A 20,875-nucleotide genomic window follows, 5' to 3' on the forward strand; every position below is an offset into this window, starting at 1 on the left:
AGAGGAAAACCATGAGTAGAATATTGCAGGTAAGCAACATTTATAAGGAATACGGAACGAAGGAGAACCGTACCCAGGCGATAAATGACATATCCTTTGAGGTTGAAGCCGGGGAATTTGTGGGAATCATGGGACCGTCAGGCTCAGGGAAGTCAACCCTGTTAAATTGCATTTCTACAATTGACACCATATCTTCAGGGCAGATAAAAATAAATGACAAGGATATTACAAAATTGAAAAACAGGGAGGTTGCAGCCTTCCGGAGGGAAAACCTGGGCTTTATCTTCCAGCACTTCAATCTGCTGGATACCTTGACCGCTTATGAAAATATTGCTCTGGCCCTGTCAATTATGAAATGCCCCGCAGCAGAAATGGAGGGAAGGATATTGATGGTTGCCAAAACCCTGGATATAGAAGCAGTATTGCAAAAATACCCCTATCAGATGTCAGGAGGGCAGCAGCAAAGAGTTTCGGCTGCAAGAGCCATTGTGGGTAAGCCGTCTTTGGTGCTGGCAGACGAGCCGACCGGTGCACTGGACTCACGCTCTGCCAGGCTGCTGCTCAATAACCTGGAAATCATGAATGAGGAAATGAAGGCAACTATTTTGATGGTAACCCATGACTCCAATACAGCCAGCTACTGCAAAAGGATATTATTCATAAAGGATGGCAGGATACACAAGGAACTGCTGCGGGAAGGCCATGACAGAAAAGGATTTTTTGATAAAATCATGGATCTGGTTTCTGCAATTGGAGGTGAATAGCAGGTGTATTTCAAAATTGTGTTTAGTAACGTAAGGAAAAATATCAAGGATTACAGTATATATTTTTTGACACTGATGATTGCGGTGGCCTTGTTTTATGCCTTCAACTCCCTTGAATCACAAAGCGCCTTCAAAACAGCCACCAGTGATGCAACCAGCAATCTGTCCGGACAACTGATTACGGTGCTGTCTATTCTGTCGAAATTTATTGCTTTCATTCTGGCCTTTTTAATTATATACGCAAACAATTACCTTCTGAAAAGAAGAAAGAAGGAATTGGGCGTCTATATGCTTCTAGGCATGGAGAATGGCAGGATATCAGCCATTTTTGTGGGTGAGACAATTTTAATAGGAATAATTTCTTTTGTAACCGGCATTGGGGCAGGCTCACTTTTATCACAGGGCATATCTGCCGTCGCACTGAAAATGTTCGCAATAGACCTTTCACGATACCGCTTCGCATTTTCTGTACCTTCCCTGATAAATACCCTGATTTGCTTTTCCATTATTTTTTTCGTAGTCATTCTTTTTAATGTGAGAACGGTAGCAAAAGTAAAATTGATTGATTTGCTCAATGCCGGGAGAAAAAATGAAAGCTTTTCAATGAAGAGCAAAAGGACCTTGACGGGTATCCTGCTCTCAGGCTTTATAATGCTTGTCATAGTGGCTCTGCTCTTTCACAGGGAGAACGGGGCATTATCGGACTCCTCTGTATTTACAATAAGCTTTTTCCTCGGAATTGCAGGAACCGCATGCATTGTGTACTCGTTTTTCGGGGTGCTCTTCCATATACTCCAAAAAAATGTAAAGTGGTATTTTAAAGATGTAAATGTGTTTCTGATACGGCAGATAAGCGCCAAGATTCAAACGAATTTTTTGACCATCACCATAGTATGTCTGCTGCTGGCTGCTACCATAAGCATCGTATCCACCGGTATGGGAATAGCTCTCACCTTGAACAGCAATGCCGGCGATGAAACCCCATATGATGTTCTGGTTATAAAGGAACTGGAAAATGGAAAGGCAGACGAAAAAGAAACCATAGAAGACTATTTTTCCAAAAACAAGTTGGATTTAAGCCTGTATCTCAAGGAGAAGATTGAAATCAGCCTGTTTGAAGACAAGGACCTTGTCTACGGTAATATCCTTGAGGACAGGGATAAGCTTTTCAAGGTGGATAAGAACCTTCCTCAGGAGCCGGTTCAGATAATGTCTGTTTCGGATTTCAACAAGGTACTGGAAAGCCAGGGCAAGGAAAAGCTTGATCTGGCAGAGGGAAGCTATCTTATAAACTGCAAATACAAAGGAACCAGTGAGTTACTTCAGTCTTTTCTGGAAAAAAACAGCCCGGTAAGGCTTGCAGACACCACACTTACCCCGGGACGGGATAAAATAAGCCGGGAGGTGTATCACTTATCCAGTGTGGGAAATAACGACCACGGAACAATAATCGTACCCGACAGCCTCACATCAAAACTGAAAAAGACAATGATTATTTTTAACGGCAGATTCAAAGAAGATAGTGATACACAAAAATTTGACAATATATTCGTCAGCTTCATGGGAGATCCTCACAGCCCTTATAAATTAATGACAAGGACGCTTGTTGTGGAGGCATATTACGGTATCTTTGCCATGGCAGCCTTTGTCTGCTGCTACATCGGTATTGTATTTCTGATTATCTGTGTGGCCATATTATCCCTGCAGCAATTGACGGAAACCTTTGACAATGTGTACCGGTATAATTTGCTGCAAAAGCTGGGGGTGGAAAAGAGCGTCTGCCATCACACCATCCTGAGGCAAATTGCAATCTATTTCGGGGCACCGCTGGTATTGGCAAGCTTGTATTCCATTGTTGCCATACCCGGCATCATTTCCAAAATCAGTGTCTCCCTTGGACTGAATATCGGTGCCAATGTGGGGCTGGCGGTTATTCTGCTGCTGGTGGTCTATGGAGGGTATTTTCTGGTAACTTATTTTAGCTGCCGGGATATGATAACCGGTAAGGTTGAGCCGGATAATGATTAATAAACCGTTTGATTCTATAGGAAGGGAGTGTTGCAGATGACTGCTAATTGGGATAATGTATTTCAAAGCATCAGGGAGATATGGATTCCTGCAGTTGGAGTTGTGGTTGTAATAGCAATAGTTGCCATAGTATTTTCCAGGCTGAAGAGAAAGGGGAACTAATATGTCACAGGTATGTGATATATAGCCATACGGCTATTGCCAATGTGGGCTGCGTTCAAGGTCCGGGCCTTCCGGCCCGCTTGGACGCAGTTCCGGGGTCTGGCAGGTTCCCCGCCCGGGAAGGGCTGCGGGAGCTGTGGAATGGAGATGTATTGAGTTGCATATAAAAGAGGTGAGTTCATGAAGCATTTAAGGAAAGTACCGTACATAGAGCAGATGCAGCAAACCGAATGCGGCTTGTGCTGCATCGCAATGATTCTCAAGTACTATAAAAGCAATGAGTCCCTGGGGAATATCAGAGATGAGCTGGAGGTGGGAAGAGACGGATTGAAGCTGGCTCATATGGAGAGGTTTTTTTTACTGAAGGGCATTGAAACAAATATATTGGAAATGGACAGTGAGGAACTGCTGCAGGTCAAATTGCCTGCAATAATCCTATGGGACAAGGAGCAATACGTGGTCCTGGAGTCCATAAACAGGCAGCAGGCGGTAATAGTCGATCCGGCATATGGAAAAATCAAAAAGACCTTTGAGGAGTTCAGGGAAGAGTATTTAAATGTGGTAATGACTGTAACTCCAACTGAAAAATTTGCACCGGTCAGGAAAAAGCATTGGATCTGGGGCAGCCTGCTTAAAAGGGTGGGACAGCGGAAAGAGGTTTTTTTAAGAACTGCTGTAATCTCAGTTATTACCTTTGGACTTCAGCTTATTTTACCCATTTTGATTGAAAGCATGATTGACCTGACCTCACAAAAAAACAATCAAATGCAGGTGAAATACTGTGTATATTTTGTCCTGGGAACGGTTTTGTTTTTCGGAGTAATGTCATTTATCAGGCAGAAAAGTGTAATAGATTTGCAGATGGAGGTGGATAGGCACCTCACAAAAGGAACCTTTACAAAACTCATGAAGCTGCCCTACAAATATTTTGAAAGCAGGGCGAACGGAGACCTGCTCTTCCGGCTGAACAGCCTGAACATTATCAGGGACCTGATTTCCCAGCACATAATTACCGGAGTAATCCAGTTGGGATATGCAATTGTAATAATAGGCTATTTGCTGGACAAGTCGGTTATATTAACCGTGACTACAATATCCATATTTGCGGCAAACGGCTTGTTTATCCTCGTAATGCGGCCCAGGATACTGGAGGCCAATCAGAATCAGATCATAGAGAATACCAAACTTCAAGCCATTCAGACAGAAACCATATATTCCATATTCGGCGTCAAGGCTTCAGGCATGGAAGCCGATGTGGAATGCAACTGGAATGACAAGTATCAAAGAAGTATGAGGGCGTACAGAAAAAAGAATATTATACTGAACGTATATCAAACCATTATTTCGGTTTTCCAGACCATAGGTCCGTTTTTTGTCCTGCTGCTGGGTCTGAAATTATGTATTGAAGGGAAAATGACAATAGGAGGCGTTATCGCCAGCTATTCACTGGCCGGTATATTTATTGCGACAAGTGTTTCACTGTTTAACCTGTGGAACAATTTCAACCTGGCAACCTTCTATCTGGAAAGGATTAATGACATAACAGAGGCCAAAGAGGAAGAAAAGCCTGAAAATCCGATAAACATAACCATTACAGGAGATATAGAGTTTAAAAACGTATACTTTGCATATACAAATACCTCTGATTATGTCATTAAGGATTTAAGCTTTAAAATAGAAAAAGGGAAAAAAGCTGCAATCGTGGGGACCTCGGGTTCGGGAAAGAGCACGCTGATTAAGCTGCTGCTGGGCTTGTACCAGCCTACAAAGGGAGAAATATACTATGATGGCGTGAAGCTTTCTCACATAGACAAGACCCTGCTCAGAAAGCAGATAGGTGTCGTACCCCAGGACATGTCGCTGTTTAACAAGACCATTCTGGATAATATTGTTCTGAACAGCGAGAATGTTGATATGGAGCTTATAAAAACTGCTGCCGGCATAGCCTGCATCAGTGGTGAGATTGAGGATATGCCCATGAAGTACAATACCTTGGTGTCGGACATGGGGATGAACCTCTCCGGGGGACAAAGACAGAGAATCGTTCTGGCAAGAGCGGTTGTCAACAATCCTAAACTTGTGCTTCTGGACGAGGCTACCAGCTCCCTGGATAATATAAATGAACGCAAGGTATCGCAATATTTCAAAAAGAACGGAAGTACCCGTATAGTAGTGGCTCACAGGATGTCGACCATCATTGACGCAGACAAGATTCTGGTACTTGACGACGGTCACCTGGCAGAGTTTGGTACACATGAGGAATTGCTCGGAGAAAAGGGTATTTATGCAGATCTGTATAATAGCAAGGAAAATAATGTGGTGCAGATGGCTTAGGAGGGATTTTTATGTTTAAGAAGAAGAAGAAAAATGACAAGGAGTTAAAGTCGGTTATTGAAGAATTGTCCGATGCCGAGGTAGACGGAATTGTTGCAACAGGTTTCTACAATTCCAATATTGACTACTTGAAGGAGTGCTACAGCAGCCGTGTCAACGAAACAAGAGCAATTTTGTCCAAATTGCATATGAAATAGGGAGGTACGAAATCATGAGAGTGGCTCATATGAAAAGGGTTCCGTACATTCAACAGATGCGGCAGACAGAGTGCGGTCTGTGCTGTGTGGCTATGATAATGCAGTACTATAAAAGCTATGACGGAATCCTCAGAATCCGTGAAAATCTTGAGGTGGGAAGAGACGGCCTGAAAATCTCGCTTTTGTCAAAATATATGAAAGGCCGGGGGCTTGATACCAAAGTATACAGGGCTAATGCAGATGCCCTTGCACAGTTGGAACTTCCGGCGATAATATTCTGGCATGATGAACATTTTGTGGTCCTGGAAAAAATAGATGAAAAATATGCAATAATAGTCGACCCTGCATACGGCAGAAGAAAAATAAAGCTTTCGGAGTTCCGGGAAAACTATTCCGAAATTATCTTAACCGCAAAGCCAACCGGAAAATTCGCACCCTTCAAGGAAAAAAGAAATCTATGGATTAATGCCTTCAAAAATATAAATATCAGGAAGAGGCTTTACGCGAAGCTTATTCTGGTATCTGCAATGATTTATATTACCCAGATGCTGATACCTGTTCTTGTCCAGCGCCTGACGGACAGTATAGGGGCCATGAAGGAGGACGGCATGGCATGGAACTATTACTACTATGCCATAGTGATTGCGTTGGTGCTGGCAGGCTTTACCTTTCTGCGGGGGATGAAGATTATAGAGCTGCAGTTGAATCTTGACAGCCATTTGACCAAAGGAACCTTCAAAAAAATGCTCAGTCTGCCTTTCAAATTCTTTGAAAGCCGTTCCAACGGGGATCTGCTGTTCAGGCTTAACTGCCTGGCGGTTATACGGGACCTGGTTTCCGAGCAGATAATACAGGGCATTCTGCAAGTGGGTATAATGATATGCATTTTAGGCTATATGCTTTCAAAATCTGCAATAATGACAATTGTGGCAGTGCTGTTCTTAATAATAAACATTTCCTTTATAGTAAAAATGAAGCCCACCCTGATGGAGGCCAACCAGAATGAAATAGTTGAAGATACAAGACTTCAAGGAGTCCAGGTTGAAGCTGTCTATTCTGCCTTCGGCATTAAGATTGCAGGCATGGAGGATGAAATACTGGATAGCTGGACCAAACGGTATGAAAAAACCTTGACTGCCTACAAGAAGAAAAACATGGTCAAGAATATAAATGACACCGTGCTGTCAGCCCTGCAAATGACCGCCCCTCTGGTTATACTGGCGCTGGGCATATTCCAGTATATGGACGGAGTTGTTACCATGGGGGAGGTAATAGCAATCTACACTCTGGCAAGCAACCTTTTCTCCACAGGCATGTCGGTGTTCAATATTTACAATTCCTTTGTACTTGCAACATCATATCTGGAGAGAATAACGGACATTATAGATGCAAAAGAGGAAACGGTGCCGGACAGCCCGGTGGAACTGAGGATAGCAGGAAACCTGCAATTGAAGAATGTGTGTTTTGCCTACACCAATAATTCTGAAAATGTGCTGGAGGACATCAACCTGGATGTTAAAAGATGCCAGAAGGTGGCAATAGTGGGAGCGTCTGCTTCAGGGAAAAGTACCCTGGTGAAGATTATTCTGGGCCTCTATGAACCGAAAAGCGGAGAGATACTGTTTGATGGCGTTGACATAAGGAATCTGGACAAGGGAATGCTGAGGCGGCAGATAGGTGTCGTACCCCAGGATATGTCCCTGTTTAACAAGACTATCTATGACAATATATGCATCAATAAAAAGGTGAGCAACAGGGAGGTAATGGAGGTGGCCCGCATAGCCCAGATAGACGAAGAAATACAGCAGATGCCCATGAAGTATCAAACTCTGGTATCCGATATGGGAATGAATTTGTCAGGAGGACAGAGGCAAAGAATCATTCTGGCCAGGGCCTTGCTGAACAAGCCTGAGCTGATGATCATGGACGAGGCCACAAGCGCTCTTGATTACATAAATGAGAAAAAGGTATCCAATTATTTTGAACAGGCAGGCTGTACCAGAATAATTATAGCTCACAGGCTGTCTACCATTATAGATGCAGATTGCATAGTAGTTCTGGACAAAGGCAGAATAGCGGAAACAGGCACACATGAAGAGCTGCTGCAAAGAGGAGGCCTGTATGCCAGCCTTTACATGAGCAGGGAAAAGAGCCTTGCAGTATAGCGGTCTTTAACATCCAAAGCAATTATTACCGGATAATGCGCGGTTATTACATGGAAAATTCCCGAGTCAAGCATATAATACCAAAATAAATGTGATTTATATAGGGATGGGTTTGAAAATGCAAATTGCTATATAATGTTCTTGGGTGATAAAAATGCTAAACAAATTATCAAAGCAAATGAATCTGGTAGAAAAGCTGACGGATTTTCTTGTGACCAGGCTGAACAGCCATTTTAAGAAAGAGGGGCTGGAGCTGGTGAAGATGAGGCTTGGAATGGAAATACTGCTGATTAATATTACTAAATTCATTGTGGTGTTCAGCGCGGCAGCCGGTCTTAACCTTTTCAGGGAAGCACTGTTTATTTGCCTGGTATTTGGAAGTATAAGGAAAACTGCCTTCGGACTTCATGCAAAAAGCAGCCTGGTATGCACGGTAAGTACATTTTCCATGTTTGTGGGGGGAGGGTACATAAGCCACAGTATAAAGCTGAACAACTGTATGGTGTTTGCCGCGTTCCTTGTAATGAATATCCTGCTTTACATATATGCACCCGCCGATACCGAAAACCACCCTTTGCCTCAAAGGCAGCTAAGAGAAAAACTCAGGAAACGGACGGTGGCTACGGGAATATTTTTAATGATTCTGGCACTTTTAGTCCCAAGCCAGCTTATTAAGTCAATGATGACTCTTGCCGTGGGGTTTGGAACTATTAAGATATTACCAATAACATATAAAATATTTAACAGGGGGTATAGGAATTATGAAAAATATCATAGGGCAATTTGCTAGTATGAGGGAAAAAGTAGAAGACAAATTGATCAGCAGTATAGGCAATACTGCAACCAGGATAGGAGAGCAATCCAGAGGGCTGTGTTTACTTGTATTTGATTATGAACCCAAATTCCCCATGGAGCTGTTAATGAAAAATGATGAACAATAATACATAAAGGGTCGTGACAAGAGTTATGGCCCTTTTGTAATTTTATTGGAAATTATTGTACAATCATGGTATAATTAACCGGAAAATAACATTGCAGGAAGTAAATAACATGATTGAGTATTTAATGCTGTTGGGGACAATTTTTCTTATTTATACTTCAATACTTAATTTAAATTCATACAGGTTTAAATTGAGAGATATTGCAATTATGATTGTTTCAACCCTGGCTTGCGGGTCAGTGTTGCTTTACATAAGCGAATTCATGGCAATTTTGCCTATAATAATCATACCTGCGGTTTTTATATACAGAGGCAGCAAAAATGTAGTCAGGGCTGTTTCAATACCGATTATATCAGTAATCATAATATTATTATCCGACAATATTATCAGCAATATCTGCATATCAGTACTTGATATCCCTTTAAGCCAGGTACGGCAGGATATCCGGCTGTACTACACCATTATAGCCATAGATTTTCCCTTCATATTTGCAATCACAAGATTTCTTGGCATTGCCATCAATAAAAAGTTCAAGCTCTCCATGTTCGAGCTTAAGGGCAAGTTTGCCATACTTATAGTGGCCAGCCTGGTTCTCACAGGTATTGTTTTTTATACAAATATCATTTATGAGCCGAATCAAAGCTCAGACAGCAATGCCATGCTGCTCAAAGGCATTTTGTTCTTTGCCTATCTGGTACTGCTGATTATCATAATGTATGCGCTCATAGCAAGCATTACAAGGGAAATGGATCTGAAAAACAAGCAGGTGCAATTTGACAGCCTGCAGGAATATACCGGCAGTCTGGAAAAGCTGTATACGGATATGCGGTCTTTCAGGCATGACTATATCAACATACTGTCTTCCATGATTGGATATATAGAGAGCAACGATATTGACAGGCTGAAAAAATATTTTAATGAAAAAATACTGCCCTTGGGTGCAGGAATGGAATCCAACAACTATAAGCTGGCAAATTTGAAGAATATAAACAATATGGAGATAAAGGGAGTAATATCCTCAAAGCTCATCAGGGCGCAGGAGATGAACGTAGATGTACTTCTGGAGGTTGCCGAGCCCATAGAAAAATTCAATTTTGATATTATAGATTTATGCAGGGTGGTGGGAATCCTCCTGGACAATGCTATTGAAGCAGCAATAAAATGCGGGAGGCCTTACGTGAAGGTGGCAATTATAAAAAAGGACAATTCCGTACTGCTAGTTGTTATTAACAGCATATGTGAAGAGGTGGCCATACATAGGATATACCAGAAGGGATATTCCACAAAAGGCGCGAACAGGGGCCTGGGACTGTATAACCTGAAGCAGATAACCGGAAAATACAAAGATGTGTGGATTGATACTTCCGTTGAAGACGGAGAATTCAGGCAGCTTATTGAAATAGCTGACAATTAGAAAGGATTTTGGAATGCTGAGTATATTTGTATGTGAAGATAACAAAGAACAAAGAGAGAGGTTTACTAAAATCATTCAGGACGTCATTATGATTGAGAACCTGGACATGGAGCTTACCCTGTCTACCGCCTCCCCTGATGACATTTTGACATACTTAAGTGAAAATGACGTTTCAGGGCTATATTTTCTGGACATAGACTTGAAGGCGTCAATAAACGGTATTGAACTGGCTTCTAAAATAAGGCACCACGACCCCAGGGGATTTGTCGTATTCATCACCACCCATTCGGAAATGAGCTATCTCACTTTCATATATAAAGTTGAGGCCATGGACTACATTATAAAGGACAATTACGCAAACATCAGAGAGAGAATACATCAATGCATTATGGATGCAAATAAAAAATATTCTTCCAAGGCGTCTCAAATCCAGAAAGTGTTCAGTATGAAGGTGGGAGACAAGATTATAAATATCGAGTTCGGAAAGATTCTGTTTTTCGAAACCTCTCCTACAATACACAAGGTAATTATTCATACCTTTGACAGGCAGATAGAATTCTACTCAAAAATGAAGGACATTGAGGAAAAGCTGGATAACAGGTTTTACAGATGTCACAAATCATTTATTGTCAACAGGGATAATATAAGGGAAATAGATCTGAGCAACAGGTGCATACATATGGTAAACGGGCAGGAATGCCTGATATCCACAAGGATGATGAAGGGCCTTGTCAAGGAATGGGAAACTAAATAAAACTGATGGTAATGTTAAATTTTATATGCTTAAGACCAGAATACTCCTTGGTTAAACTCTGAAAATTTAGCCGGCAGGGAGTATTTTTTGTTACCTGTTTTTCCGCATATCTAAAAGGGCGGAAGAGCTGTTGTATTATGTTTATTACATGAATTTTAACGATTATTATACACTTAAAATTTACAGGTGCATCTATGCTATAGTCTTTGTAAGGAATATTGGCTTTAAATAATTAAGGGGGTAATTTATGGCATCGTATGATGTGTCCTCTGGCGGTGAAACGGACTTAAGGAATAATAAGATCCGGCTGAATGGCTGCCCGGATTCCCAAATGGCTGACAAAATAAACGAATTTACCATAAACCTGCCGGATATGGTTCAGGATAAAGAAGCCTTCGCCACAGGCCTGATTGAAGGGTATTTCAGGAAACCGGCGGGGGATGTAAGTCCGGAGGACTATCTGGGCTTTGTCATGGAAGTCATAAATTCTGCTGCCGCCAGTCTTCCGGAAATCAAAGCCTCGGTACTGAGCACCAAAGACAGTATAAAAATATCTGAAATCCGCTGCAATTTATTGAAAAAAAGTGCTGTAATCACTTTTACAAATAATAGCAGAATTATATATAAGGATACCATGGTAGCCAATGATATTATTTTCAACAATATCATTGGCTGGCTCAATACCAGGGTGGGCAGCGAATACAGCCTGTACACTCGGAAACTCATATGCTGCGGCAGCCATGGTTTTCTGGAATATATACAATCTTCACAATGCGGGGAGGAGGAGCTGGCGAAAAGGTTTTTCAATACGGGAGAGCTTTTGGCTTTGCTGTATATATTAAACTGCAGCAATTTTAAATGTAAAAGGATTGTCACCCTGGCAATGTATCCGGTGCTGATGAATCTGGACGGAATATTTCTTGCGCACAAAAAAAAATCGGATTTGAATATATCTTCAAAAAGCATAGCACAGGATATTATAGATTCTTCCGTGTACAATATCGAATTTATACCAAAACAGAGCAAGGCCTCGGCAAAACTCCACATTGCATCTATCAAGGCCGGTTTTCGCTATATGTATAATATAATAGTCCACAGCAAGAGGGAGTTTATAGAGCTGTTGAATTCGCAGTTTGAAAAGGACTCTTCTTCATATCTGCCAACCATAATTACAAAAATATACGGCCTTAATGAAGGAGACCTGAGGAGACAACTGCATTTTCTTGATGTGCGGTTTGATGCGGGAAGACTGAACAGGACCCGTGTTGTCTTCTCCGGAAACAGCGCGGTGCAGGAGACGGACAGGGAGCATTTGCTGGATATTGCCGTGCGTCTGGGAGATTATATGATTCAAAAAAGCATAATAGGCTTCAACAATTTTTCAACCAGCAGGACATGGATAAACACTGTAAGATATGGCAAAAGGCTCATTGTGTCACCCAAGTGCTATAATCTTTACGAGGGCAACAGCGGTATCGCGCTATTCTTTCTGTATCTGGGTGAACTGACAAAAAAGGAGTATTTTATAAACACCGCAATAGAGGCAATGCGTGAGCCTGTTTCACATATTGACAGACTGGACGGAAATACTTTAATAATCGGAGCGTTCAGGGGTATCAGCGGTGAGCTTTATGCACTTTCCAAAATATATTCCGTAACCAGGGATGACAGCATTAAGACTGCTATAAGGAAAGGCCTGAATTATATAGGTACAGAAATAGACAAGCAAAACAGGCTGGGTTTTTTTGACGGCCTGTCGGGAATTCTGGCAGTGCTGTTGTCCATATGTGAAAATGAGGCCTTCAGGGATATTCGGGCGGAGGTATTATCCAGCGCCGATCTGGCCTACAGGAAGATAGCGGCTAATATAGGTTTGGCGGATGCCGCCTCCGGCTTTGGTGACGGCAGCAGTGGAATAATTGCCGTATTGATGAGGCTTTTAAATATGACGGGGAACTCCGTTGTGAAGATTACCATAGAAGAGCTGCTGAAAATGGAAAGGTTGGTTATAACCGGCGAAAGACTTCAAGAGAAAGCCGGCTGGAGAAATGGATATTCCGGCATACTTTTGAGCCGGCTTATTCTTAAAAAATCAGGTTTTGAAGATGCATTGCTGGATGAGGAAATAAGCCGGGCAGTGAGCCGTACTATAAATCATGGGTTTGGCTGCAGCCCTTTCTACTGCAACGGAGATATAGGAAACCTGGAAATTGTGGATTATGCGGCGGAGCTTTTAAGAGACACCGGGCTGAAGGAGAGATGCAACAATACATTTATTACTTTGGTCAAAGAAATCATTGAACCTGCCGTAAATGCCGAGGCTAAGACATGGAACAAATCTATGTCCCTGCTGAAAGGAATCTCGGGGTATGGGTATATTCTTTTGAGGAGATACCGGAACAATTCCGTGCCGCAGATTCTATTGCTGGAATAGCCTGTAAGCCTTTTGAACGGTTATCCGTTTATCCGGCTTACCGCGCCGCTGCTTTGTTTTGGCTTCAGTTCGGGTAGAATTACCGCCGAGGTTATAAGCAGGCCGCCGATGATAATCCGCCAGGATAAAACATCAGAACCTGCCAGAATTGATATTATGGAACCAAACAGGGCTTCCGTAGACATTATTACAGCCCCTCTTGTGGAGTTCACGCTTCGCATGGCCCAGGCCTGAAGCAGGAAGCATATGCATGTACAGACTATTCCAAGATATAATATCGAGAGCACGCTGCTCAGGTCGGTAAAATAGTAGGCCCCGCGTTCTGTAAGCAGGTAGAAGGCCACGGACAGGAAAGCTGCGGTTAAAAACTCCATAAATACCAGCTCGCAGTGGTCTATGTGCTGCGACATTTCACCGATGGAAACTATTTGTGCCGCAAACAGGATTGCCGACAGAAAAGAAAAAATGTCTCCCATATGCAAGGTAAAGCCTTGTGAAAAATCCAAGGAAATGACCAGAAGGCCTACAAGGCTGATGGCACATGAAAAAAATACACTGCTTCTGGGCCGGATTCTGGTTTTTAACCACCATATAAGCGGGACAATGACTACATTGGTGCAGGTTATTATTGCATTATTGGACGGGCTGGAGTATTTCAGACCCACCAGGCTTGTGTAAAAGGCCAGAAAGAATATGCTCCCCAGAAGAATGCCGTATTTGATATGAGCCACCCGCAGGGCTTTAATAATTCTCTTGAAATAAAAGATGCCCATGAATACTGCTGCAATTGAAAACCGGCACATGAGTATGAATAAGGGAGACAGACCTGCGGCAAATGCAAAATGAGTCACCATGAAGCTGGAACCCCATATTATTGTTATAACCAGCAAGGTAGCCTCGGATATCCGCTCCCCTTTCAGATGCTTTTCGTTCTGTGACATTTATAGTTTCTCCAATGCAAGGTTTTTTATAAAAAGCTTATAAAATATCTCAACAGACACTTTTAAATATAGATTAAATTTCCATCGTATTTTTCAATAAGTCTGCCATTTAATTCATGGCTCATATATGCTCTTTTGAGAAAGACCTCATAGTAGCTCAGCGTGTTTGTATCCATGGAGGGTATGTACATGCTGACCACCTCCGGATGCCTGTCAATATCAAATTTCAATCTGGAATTGAAGTTTTTGTAGTCAACTGTTCCCGGCAACAAGGCCAAAGCGAATATATTGAAATATGGATTGTAATCCGGGCAGGCTCTATGAAGCTCATTTTTTATGGTAAAACATTTCGAGATGTAATTGTTGATTGATTCCGTGGAATCCTCCGGATAACCGATTATCACATTGTAGTTGTGATAGGTTATTCCGTACTGCACAATGGTTTTCAGAATTTCAAGCTGCTGAGAAAAGGATTTCAGTTTAGGGAACTTTTTATCCGCATCGTCACTGAGATTTTCAATGGGTATCTGTACGCGGTAACAGCCGGCATGCCTTGCGGAATTCCGATCATTCCACAATAAGGCCTCACATAAATCGTAGTCGTAGGTGTCGTTGTAAAACAACTTTCCAAACTCAAGGCCATTTGCAAACTCCCAGGAAAAGCGGTATTCCCTGGCCATCCTGAAAATTTCTATGATATCCTCTCTGCCCCCGGGGTATATATATTCCCCTTTGGAGTTTCTCTGGATTCTGGACAAGATATTATCTTCTTGAAATAATAGGGTTCTGATGCCTTTGGATTTGAAGTAATCGAAATGCTTTTTAACAGAATCAACTGTCATATACCTGTATTTGCCCTTTGCGGGAGTGGTGCAGAAGGAGCAGTTATTATAGCAGCCTCTTGAGGTCTCGAAGCACACATAGGGCTTTTCAATACAGGCAGGAGGCTGGCCTTCCCCCGTATCTCCGTATTCATACAAATCGTAAATCAGGTCAAGCGCCATAGGTCTCAGGATGTTCATATCCAACAGTCCGGATTTGTCTATTTTGTCAGTATAGCTGCCGTTTTTGACACAAACATTCGGTATTGCAGAGAAATCCTTTTTATTGGCATATGCATCCAATACTCTGGTAAAGGTGTATTCACCCTCTCCCTTTATGACAATGTCGGCTCCGTTTTCCAGGTAAAAACCGGGACGGAAGGTGGCATCAGTTCCGCCTATAATAACCAGCGAGCCGGGGTTCACCTTTTTTATGTACTTTGCCAGATCGGCAACGAGCTGTGCTCCATTTGTAAAATTGGAGGAAATCCCGTGAATTGGAGTTTCCCTGTATTTAGCCTCATACTTTTCGAAGGGATAACCCAGACCATAGCACAATAATTCCTTCGGACCATATTTAAACTTTTTATAAAACATTTCCTCAGTTCCCAATTGCATGTCTATTATCTCTATATGGCAATTGAGCCCGAATTGCTCAGAAAACAACCGGATTCCGGAAGCCAGGGTGGTTAAGGCACTTTTAGGATTTTTACTTCTCTGGGTGGATAGATAATCAAGTTTTTCTTCAAACTTTTGTACAGGACATGGTGCGTAGTATAGGTTAAGTTTCATAATCAGCATCCTTTCAGCATGTATTTTCCATATAATTCCATTATAGCATAATATTTTCAATATTCAACTAAAAATAGAATAATATGGAAAAAAGTAACGGCTCAATGGCGTTGTTTCGGGGTATTTTTTAAACTTAACAAAAAATTTGCAATTAATGCTCAAAATATACAATAAATTAATAATTTATTAATTGTAACCATAATTGGAATAATATATAATGTGTGTAAAATATAGAATTAACAGGACTGAGCAGCGAATATGTTCATTCAGTTAAGTTACAAGGGGGAATTATTGTGAAGGTCTGTATATTGAACGGCTTCGATAAGTCAAGTGCCATATCGGAAGACGTTTTTAACAGTATAAAAGGCCAGTTGGGTGATGATGACGCCAGCCATATTGAAAACCTGGCTCTGGATGCAGTACAGATTCAGTACTGCAAAGGCTGCTTTGGCTGCTGGTTTGTAAATAACGGAAAGTGCGTATTTAATGATTCCTTTGAGGAAATCGCAAGAAACTATATCAGTTCGGACGTAGCGGTGGTATTGACCAGGGTGGTATTCGGCGGTTATGAGGCCAAGGTCAAAAGAGTAATTGACAAGTTCATTTGCCTGCTGCTGCCCTTATTTGAAAAAACAAAAGGCGAATATAATCATAGAAAGAGATATCCTAAAAACCCCAACCTCATTACCATCGGGGTCATGGAAAATAAAAATGAAAAAGAAACCGGAATTTTTCGGGAGCTGACAGAGAGGAACTCTATCAACCTTCATGCAGACTCGTGGTATTCGGAGGTAATATCGGAAAGTGATTCCTACGAGGCCATTAATGACGTTATTCAAAAAGCCATGAAGAAAGTGAGGGTTTAATATGTCTTCAAGAAAAGTATTGCTTTTAGTGGGCAGCCCGAGAAAAACTCACAGCACCTCCTATTCACTTGGCTCGTATTTGGGCGGCCGACTGGCAGAGAAAGGCTATGAGCAGGAGGTAAGATGTCTGTACGATTACCTGGAGGATGGCAGCAAGCTGCCTGAGCTCATGGCTGCGGTAAATAGCAGCGATTTTATAACCTTTGCCTATCCCCTTTACATTGACTCCTTTCCGGCAGGAATAATAGATATTATGGAGTATGTTGCAGCACAGAGGAAAACGGTAGCCGGCCCGGCAAAGCCACGATTTTTATGTATTGTAAATACCGGCTATCCCGAGGTCCGGCAAAGCGACAATGTTCTTAAGAGCACCAGAGTGTTTGCTGACAAGTGCGGCTTCAAGTGGTACGGAAGCCTTGTGGTAGGAGGCGGACCTCTGATTGATGCCAAAGCAGTAAAAGAAGTGGGATTCTTATCCGGGAAACTGGTAAAATCCTTGGACTTGATAGCCGAGGCCATTGCAAAAGGCGAGGAAGTCTTAAACCCTGAACTCGGGAGCCGGGCAAAGCTGGCAATTCCCAATGCTGCGTATGTTTTCATGTCGCAGTTGATAATTCGGATGAATCTGAGGAAAACACAGAAAAATAAAAGTTACGGCAGACAGCCGTATATGTAATGCTCATTTAAGGCAATAAATTGTAAAATAATTTCATAATATATAAATTATATGTAAATATTGAAATATTTGCTAATTTGTTGTATATTACCAATAAGAAACCATTAATAATCTTTTTCACTTCTTGTATTACATAATATTATGGTTAATAGTGTAATAGCTTTTTATGACAATCAAAAAATATAAATAGGGGGTTTTTATATGTCACCAATTCTGAAGGCTAACATTTCTATTATTGTATTGATATTAGGGTCCATTTTACTTATCTGGGCAATTAGAAAACCAAACTATGTAGCATTGGCCGTATCAATTGTTCTGTCACTTGCAGGAGCTTTTATCGCTGCTGTCAGCATAGGCCAGATATTGAAGAAATAATCACATTTAAGGAAGGGGACTAAAATGTCTACTTTGTGGTCTGAATCTTGTATTTCATTTGTTAATTTCAAAAAGACTCCGGAACAGTTTTTCATTGCCGAACATCAGATAGATTGCGGCAATGCCAGGGCTTACCTGAAAGAAAACGGAATTGAAACCGTACAGTATGTTCAGGATAAGCTGCCGAATCTGACAGAACTTGCTGAAGAAATAATATCTTTGGGGAATAGTTTCATTGTATTTTATGTAAATAAAGATAACTACCTCCTTTCAAAAACTCTTACACGCCACATCAAGGAAAGTGAAGAGGATATAAATATCGTATGGTTTGGTCCTTTAAAAGAGGAGTTAAACATTGACAGCCTTGTAGATGCAAAAACAGACGCATACATATCTTTTGAATATGAGACAGGCATAATAAATCTTTTTAAAACCGACAGGACCCAGTGGGATTCCATAGATGAGGTTTTGACGGGCACCTTTCAAACGGCAAATGTCTGTCAGGCTAAAGCTTGTTCCAGCTTGGATTTTATACCTTCCCCGTACCAGACAAAGCTGATTCCGGTTGACAAGGCCGGAGCAGCAGGGGTTATGATAGGCAGAGGACCGGACCGGGAAGCTTTTTTCAGTATTGAAAGAATCAGCAGTGATTTGGAATTTTTGAACGGCAGAAATAAGAAGGGACAGGAAGTTCCTTTAAAATTAACAGCCAGGGATTTGAGCAGGCACCCGGAATACGACGGACTGCTGCAGATGCTGGAAAGCAAGGCCTACCAGTTTGCATATGAGGCAGATGTAAGTCTGGGCTGTCTCACGGTCAGAATGCTGGAGCAGCTTGTAAAATCAGGTATCAGGCGGTTAAATCTTGCCGTTGCGGACGCCGCCGCCCTTGGGAAAATAGAAGAGTGCTCCGGAAAAATGAAGGAACTGGCTGTTTCAGGCAAGGTTGAATTCAGATTCCTGTTTGAGTGCGGCGGGCTGGATGAAGAAGCAATGTTAAATAATCTTAAGTTTATTTTGACGGAAGGCATCACAGGTATTGAGAATACCACCATCTCCACAGGCGATAAATCGGATTCACCCAAAGGCCTGCCGAAGCGGTCCTGCATATCGGGAAAAGGCTTAAGAGATTATATTGCACATTACTATGGCAAAAATTTTAAAAGAAAAGTACTTTTTCATGAAAATCCATTAATAAACGGGTTTGATTCATATATGACGGGAATATACGGCCAGAGTAATTTAAACGGCTTTACAAAGCATGTATCTGTAGAAAAGGAAGAGCTGGATGTCGACCAGTACGAGAAACTCAAGGAATATATGTCAATCAATAGTGCCGTATATGTTAATACCCCGGCTGCTTCTGAGGGTGCTCCCATATATTCGGAAGGAAGCAGCATAATAAGGCAGGAAAACCCTGTTTTTGATAAAAATGTCCAGGCTGCAAAACAAGCAAATTATTGCCTGGAGCATCTGCTCACCATTGAAGACAAAAACAGGCATTATGAATTGAAGATAGACGACTATTACCGGGCCGAACCCTTAAGGCTTGAGGTGAAGAAATACAGTGAAGCAAAAATGAATTCGGATGCTCCGCTGGATTTTATAAGGATTGAAAACGAAAGTGATCTGGAAAGCTTTCTTGAAGAGGTGGATTACTTTATTTCAACGGGAAGATTCAACAAGTCTTACCTGATACCCAGCTTTTTGGTGGATTCCTGCCGCTGGCTGGACAATTGTTCTCTGACAAAGCTGCCCCGTTTCAGACTTGCTGATGATAATCAGATATTACCATGCCTTGACTGTAATAAAAGTGTGGGAAGCATTGATGATATGCAATTTGATGTAATTCAGCAGACCTATGTTTTGACGGAAGAAGAGCAGTTGAAGAGGGACTGTGATTCCTGCACTGCTGCCGACTATTGCTCAAAATGTGCCATGCTGCCTGAGTTTTTAAGCAGTGAAAGATACTGTGAAATTCGTAAGCAAAGGCCATATATATCTTATTATATAAACATTGTTAATCTTTTGAAATTCCTGAAAAGGAGTACAGGCACCTTCCGGGATATAAGAATAAATGATGTCATGGTTTCTTCGAAATACGTCTCCTATTATACCGGTCATGTTGATCATATAGGAGAAACGGAATATTTCCACCAGTTTGTCAATCTGTTCATAATAAATGGAACTCCTGTTTTCTACATGCCCCTGACCGGCAAGGTATATAAATTGACCGAGCATCTGGCTGTTATCATGGAACTTATGTTTAAGGGCCTGTCTGTAGATGAGATTAAGGGACATCTCAGAGATATGTATAAATTGGGCGATGATCAGATAATAAAGGATTTCAACGCCGCAGTAGAATTATTCGCCAATACCGGAAGCTTGAAAAGGGCTGTCATATGAGGTACTTTGGGATATTCCAGCAAATAAGTGAGCTGAAGCTGCCCTTTTGTGAAGAAAATGACCTGTACGAAGCCTTTTATGCCGATTTCTATGACAAGATCATGGAAGGTATATTTTATGATTTGGATTTGTACAAGGCACAGGCTGCGGTTACCGGAAGAAATATACTGGAACTGGCCTGTGGGTCAGGCAGGCTGACGGTTCCGCTGGCGGAAGCAGGGTATTCAATAACCGGTGTGGATTTGTCCGGGGATATGCTGAATATTCTGGACGGCAAGCTAAGGGGCAAGTCCAGCCGTATTCGTCAAAGGGTGGAAGTCTTGAATTCAGATATGCGGACCTTCCGCACGGACAAGAGGTTTAACCTGGCGATTCTGCCGGTAACATCCATATGCCTTTTGGAAAACAATGAAGATGTTGTTACGATGCTGAATAACGTATATGAGCACCTTTGTGACAGGGGCAGGTTCGTTTTTGATATCAGGGTCTTTGACAATCCACAAACTGCAGCCGGTCAGGCAAATATGATGGGATATACGTGGGAAACCGGCAATAAGAAAGTATTTGTAATGATGCAGGAGTGTTTTTATACATTGGAAGCAAAAGCAGTAGTAAACTTTTACGGAGAGATAGCAGAGGGCGATAAAACTGCCAGGAAGCTTGGATGTACCATAAAAAGGCTTATTACCGAAGAGGATGTGGAGGCGGCAGTTAAAGAAACAAGGTTCTCAATCGCCAAAACCAAGGTTATCAGGCTATCACCGGATGAGACAATGAAGTTCTATATACTGGAAAAATAGGTGGA

Annotated in this window: 18 protein-coding genes; 16 read left to right on the forward strand and 2 right to left on the reverse strand. The window is 41.8% G+C overall.

The window, feature by feature from the left end:
- The first annotated feature begins 11 nt into the window (after positions 1-11).
- The 11 genes from CLHUN_RS05210 to CLHUN_RS05255 all read left to right on the forward strand — a co-directional run bounded on the left by CLHUN_RS05210 (position 12) and on the right by CLHUN_RS05255 (position 13,193).
- Complete coding sequence (locus CLHUN_RS05210) at positions 12-764, forward strand: ABC transporter ATP-binding protein (RefSeq protein WP_080063592.1); 753 nt, start codon at positions 12-14, stop codon at positions 762-764.
- A 3-nt stretch (positions 765-767) separates the two neighbouring features.
- Positions 768-2,792, forward strand: a complete 2,025-nt coding sequence (locus CLHUN_RS05215) for an ABC transporter permease (RefSeq protein WP_080063512.1) — start codon at positions 768-770, stop codon at positions 2,790-2,792.
- Positions 2,793-2,828: 36 nt separating this feature from the next.
- Positions 2,829-2,954: a hypothetical protein gene (locus CLHUN_RS22665; RefSeq protein WP_278247523.1), complete on the forward strand. Its 126-nt coding sequence runs from the start codon at positions 2,829-2,831 to the stop codon at positions 2,952-2,954.
- A 180-nt stretch (positions 2,955-3,134) separates the two neighbouring features.
- Entirely contained in the window at positions 3,135-5,288 is a 2,154-nt protein-coding gene (locus CLHUN_RS05220; RefSeq protein WP_080063513.1) for a peptidase domain-containing ABC transporter, read from the forward strand.
- Between the two features lie 11 nt (positions 5,289-5,299).
- Complete coding sequence (locus CLHUN_RS05225) at positions 5,300-5,485, forward strand: hypothetical protein (RefSeq protein ID WP_080063514.1); 186 nt, start codon at positions 5,300-5,302, stop codon at positions 5,483-5,485.
- A gap of 14 nt (positions 5,486-5,499) precedes the next feature.
- Complete coding sequence (locus CLHUN_RS05230) at positions 5,500-7,650, forward strand: peptidase domain-containing ABC transporter (RefSeq protein WP_080063515.1); 2,151 nt, start codon at positions 5,500-5,502, stop codon at positions 7,648-7,650.
- Positions 7,651-7,804: 154 nt separating this feature from the next.
- Entirely contained in the window at positions 7,805-8,440 is a 636-nt protein-coding gene (locus CLHUN_RS05235) for an accessory gene regulator B family protein (RefSeq protein ID WP_080063516.1), read from the forward strand.
- Positions 8,412-8,591: a hypothetical protein gene (locus CLHUN_RS05240; RefSeq protein ID WP_080063517.1), complete on the forward strand. Its 180-nt coding sequence runs from the start codon at positions 8,412-8,414 to the stop codon at positions 8,589-8,591. The genes CLHUN_RS05235 and CLHUN_RS05240 overlap by 29 nt, the downstream gene beginning before the upstream one ends.
- A 109-nt stretch (positions 8,592-8,700) precedes the next feature.
- On the forward strand, positions 8,701-10,005 hold the full coding sequence (locus tag CLHUN_RS05245) for a sensor histidine kinase (protein ID WP_080063518.1): 1,305 nt from the start codon (positions 8,701-8,703) through the stop codon (positions 10,003-10,005).
- A gap of 13 nt (positions 10,006-10,018) precedes the next feature.
- Entirely contained in the window at positions 10,019-10,759 is a 741-nt protein-coding gene (locus tag CLHUN_RS05250; RefSeq protein ID WP_080063519.1) for a LytR/AlgR family response regulator transcription factor, read from the forward strand.
- A 247-nt stretch (positions 10,760-11,006) separates the two neighbouring features.
- Complete coding sequence (locus CLHUN_RS05255) at positions 11,007-13,193, forward strand: lanthionine synthetase LanC family protein (protein ID WP_080063520.1); 2,187 nt, start codon at positions 11,007-11,009, stop codon at positions 13,191-13,193.
- A gap of 20 nt (positions 13,194-13,213) precedes the next feature.
- Here CLHUN_RS05255 and CLHUN_RS05260 read toward each other — a convergent pair whose 3' ends face one another.
- Both CLHUN_RS05260 and CLHUN_RS05265 read right to left on the reverse strand, forming a co-directional pair.
- Positions 13,214-14,134 carry a DMT family transporter gene (locus CLHUN_RS05260; protein WP_080063521.1) on the reverse strand — a complete coding sequence of 307 codons (921 nt, stop codon included), beginning with the start codon at positions 14,132-14,134 and terminating at the stop codon, positions 13,214-13,216.
- 62 nt (positions 14,135-14,196) lie between these two features.
- Complete coding sequence (locus CLHUN_RS05265; RefSeq protein WP_165755662.1) at positions 14,197-15,747, reverse strand: B12-binding domain-containing radical SAM protein; 1,551 nt, start codon at positions 15,745-15,747, stop codon at positions 14,197-14,199.
- 293 nt (positions 15,748-16,040) lie between these two features.
- Between CLHUN_RS05265 and CLHUN_RS05270 the strand changes: the two genes are divergently transcribed.
- The 5 genes from CLHUN_RS05270 (at position 16,041) to CLHUN_RS05285 (ending at position 20,870) form a co-directional block, all read left to right on the forward strand.
- Positions 16,041-16,613, forward strand: a complete 573-nt coding sequence (locus CLHUN_RS05270; RefSeq protein WP_080063523.1) for a flavodoxin family protein — start codon at positions 16,041-16,043, stop codon at positions 16,611-16,613.
- 1 nt (position 16,614) lies between these two features.
- Positions 16,615-17,289 carry an NAD(P)H-dependent oxidoreductase gene (locus CLHUN_RS05275; RefSeq protein ID WP_080063524.1) on the forward strand — a complete coding sequence of 225 codons (675 nt, stop codon included), beginning with the start codon at positions 16,615-16,617 and terminating at the stop codon, positions 17,287-17,289.
- 201 nt (positions 17,290-17,490) lie between these two features.
- The gene (locus CLHUN_RS22045; RefSeq protein WP_165755663.1) at positions 17,491-17,664 is read left to right on the forward strand and encodes a hypothetical protein; all 174 of its coding nucleotides are present in this window, start codon (positions 17,491-17,493) and stop codon (positions 17,662-17,664) included.
- 24 nt (positions 17,665-17,688) lie between these two features.
- Positions 17,689-20,070 carry a hypothetical protein gene (locus CLHUN_RS05280; RefSeq protein WP_080063525.1) on the forward strand — a complete coding sequence of 794 codons (2,382 nt, stop codon included), beginning with the start codon at positions 17,689-17,691 and terminating at the stop codon, positions 20,068-20,070.
- The gene (locus tag CLHUN_RS05285) at positions 20,067-20,870 is read left to right on the forward strand and encodes a class I SAM-dependent DNA methyltransferase (protein WP_080063526.1); all 804 of its coding nucleotides are present in this window, start codon (positions 20,067-20,069) and stop codon (positions 20,868-20,870) included. The genes CLHUN_RS05280 and CLHUN_RS05285 overlap by 4 nt, the downstream gene beginning before the upstream one ends.
- Positions 20,871-20,875 lie beyond the last annotated feature (5 nt).

The organism is Ruminiclostridium hungatei, assembly GCF_002051585.1.
Taxonomy (GTDB): domain Bacteria; phylum Bacillota; class Clostridia; order Acetivibrionales; family DSM-1351; genus Ruminiclostridium; species Ruminiclostridium hungatei.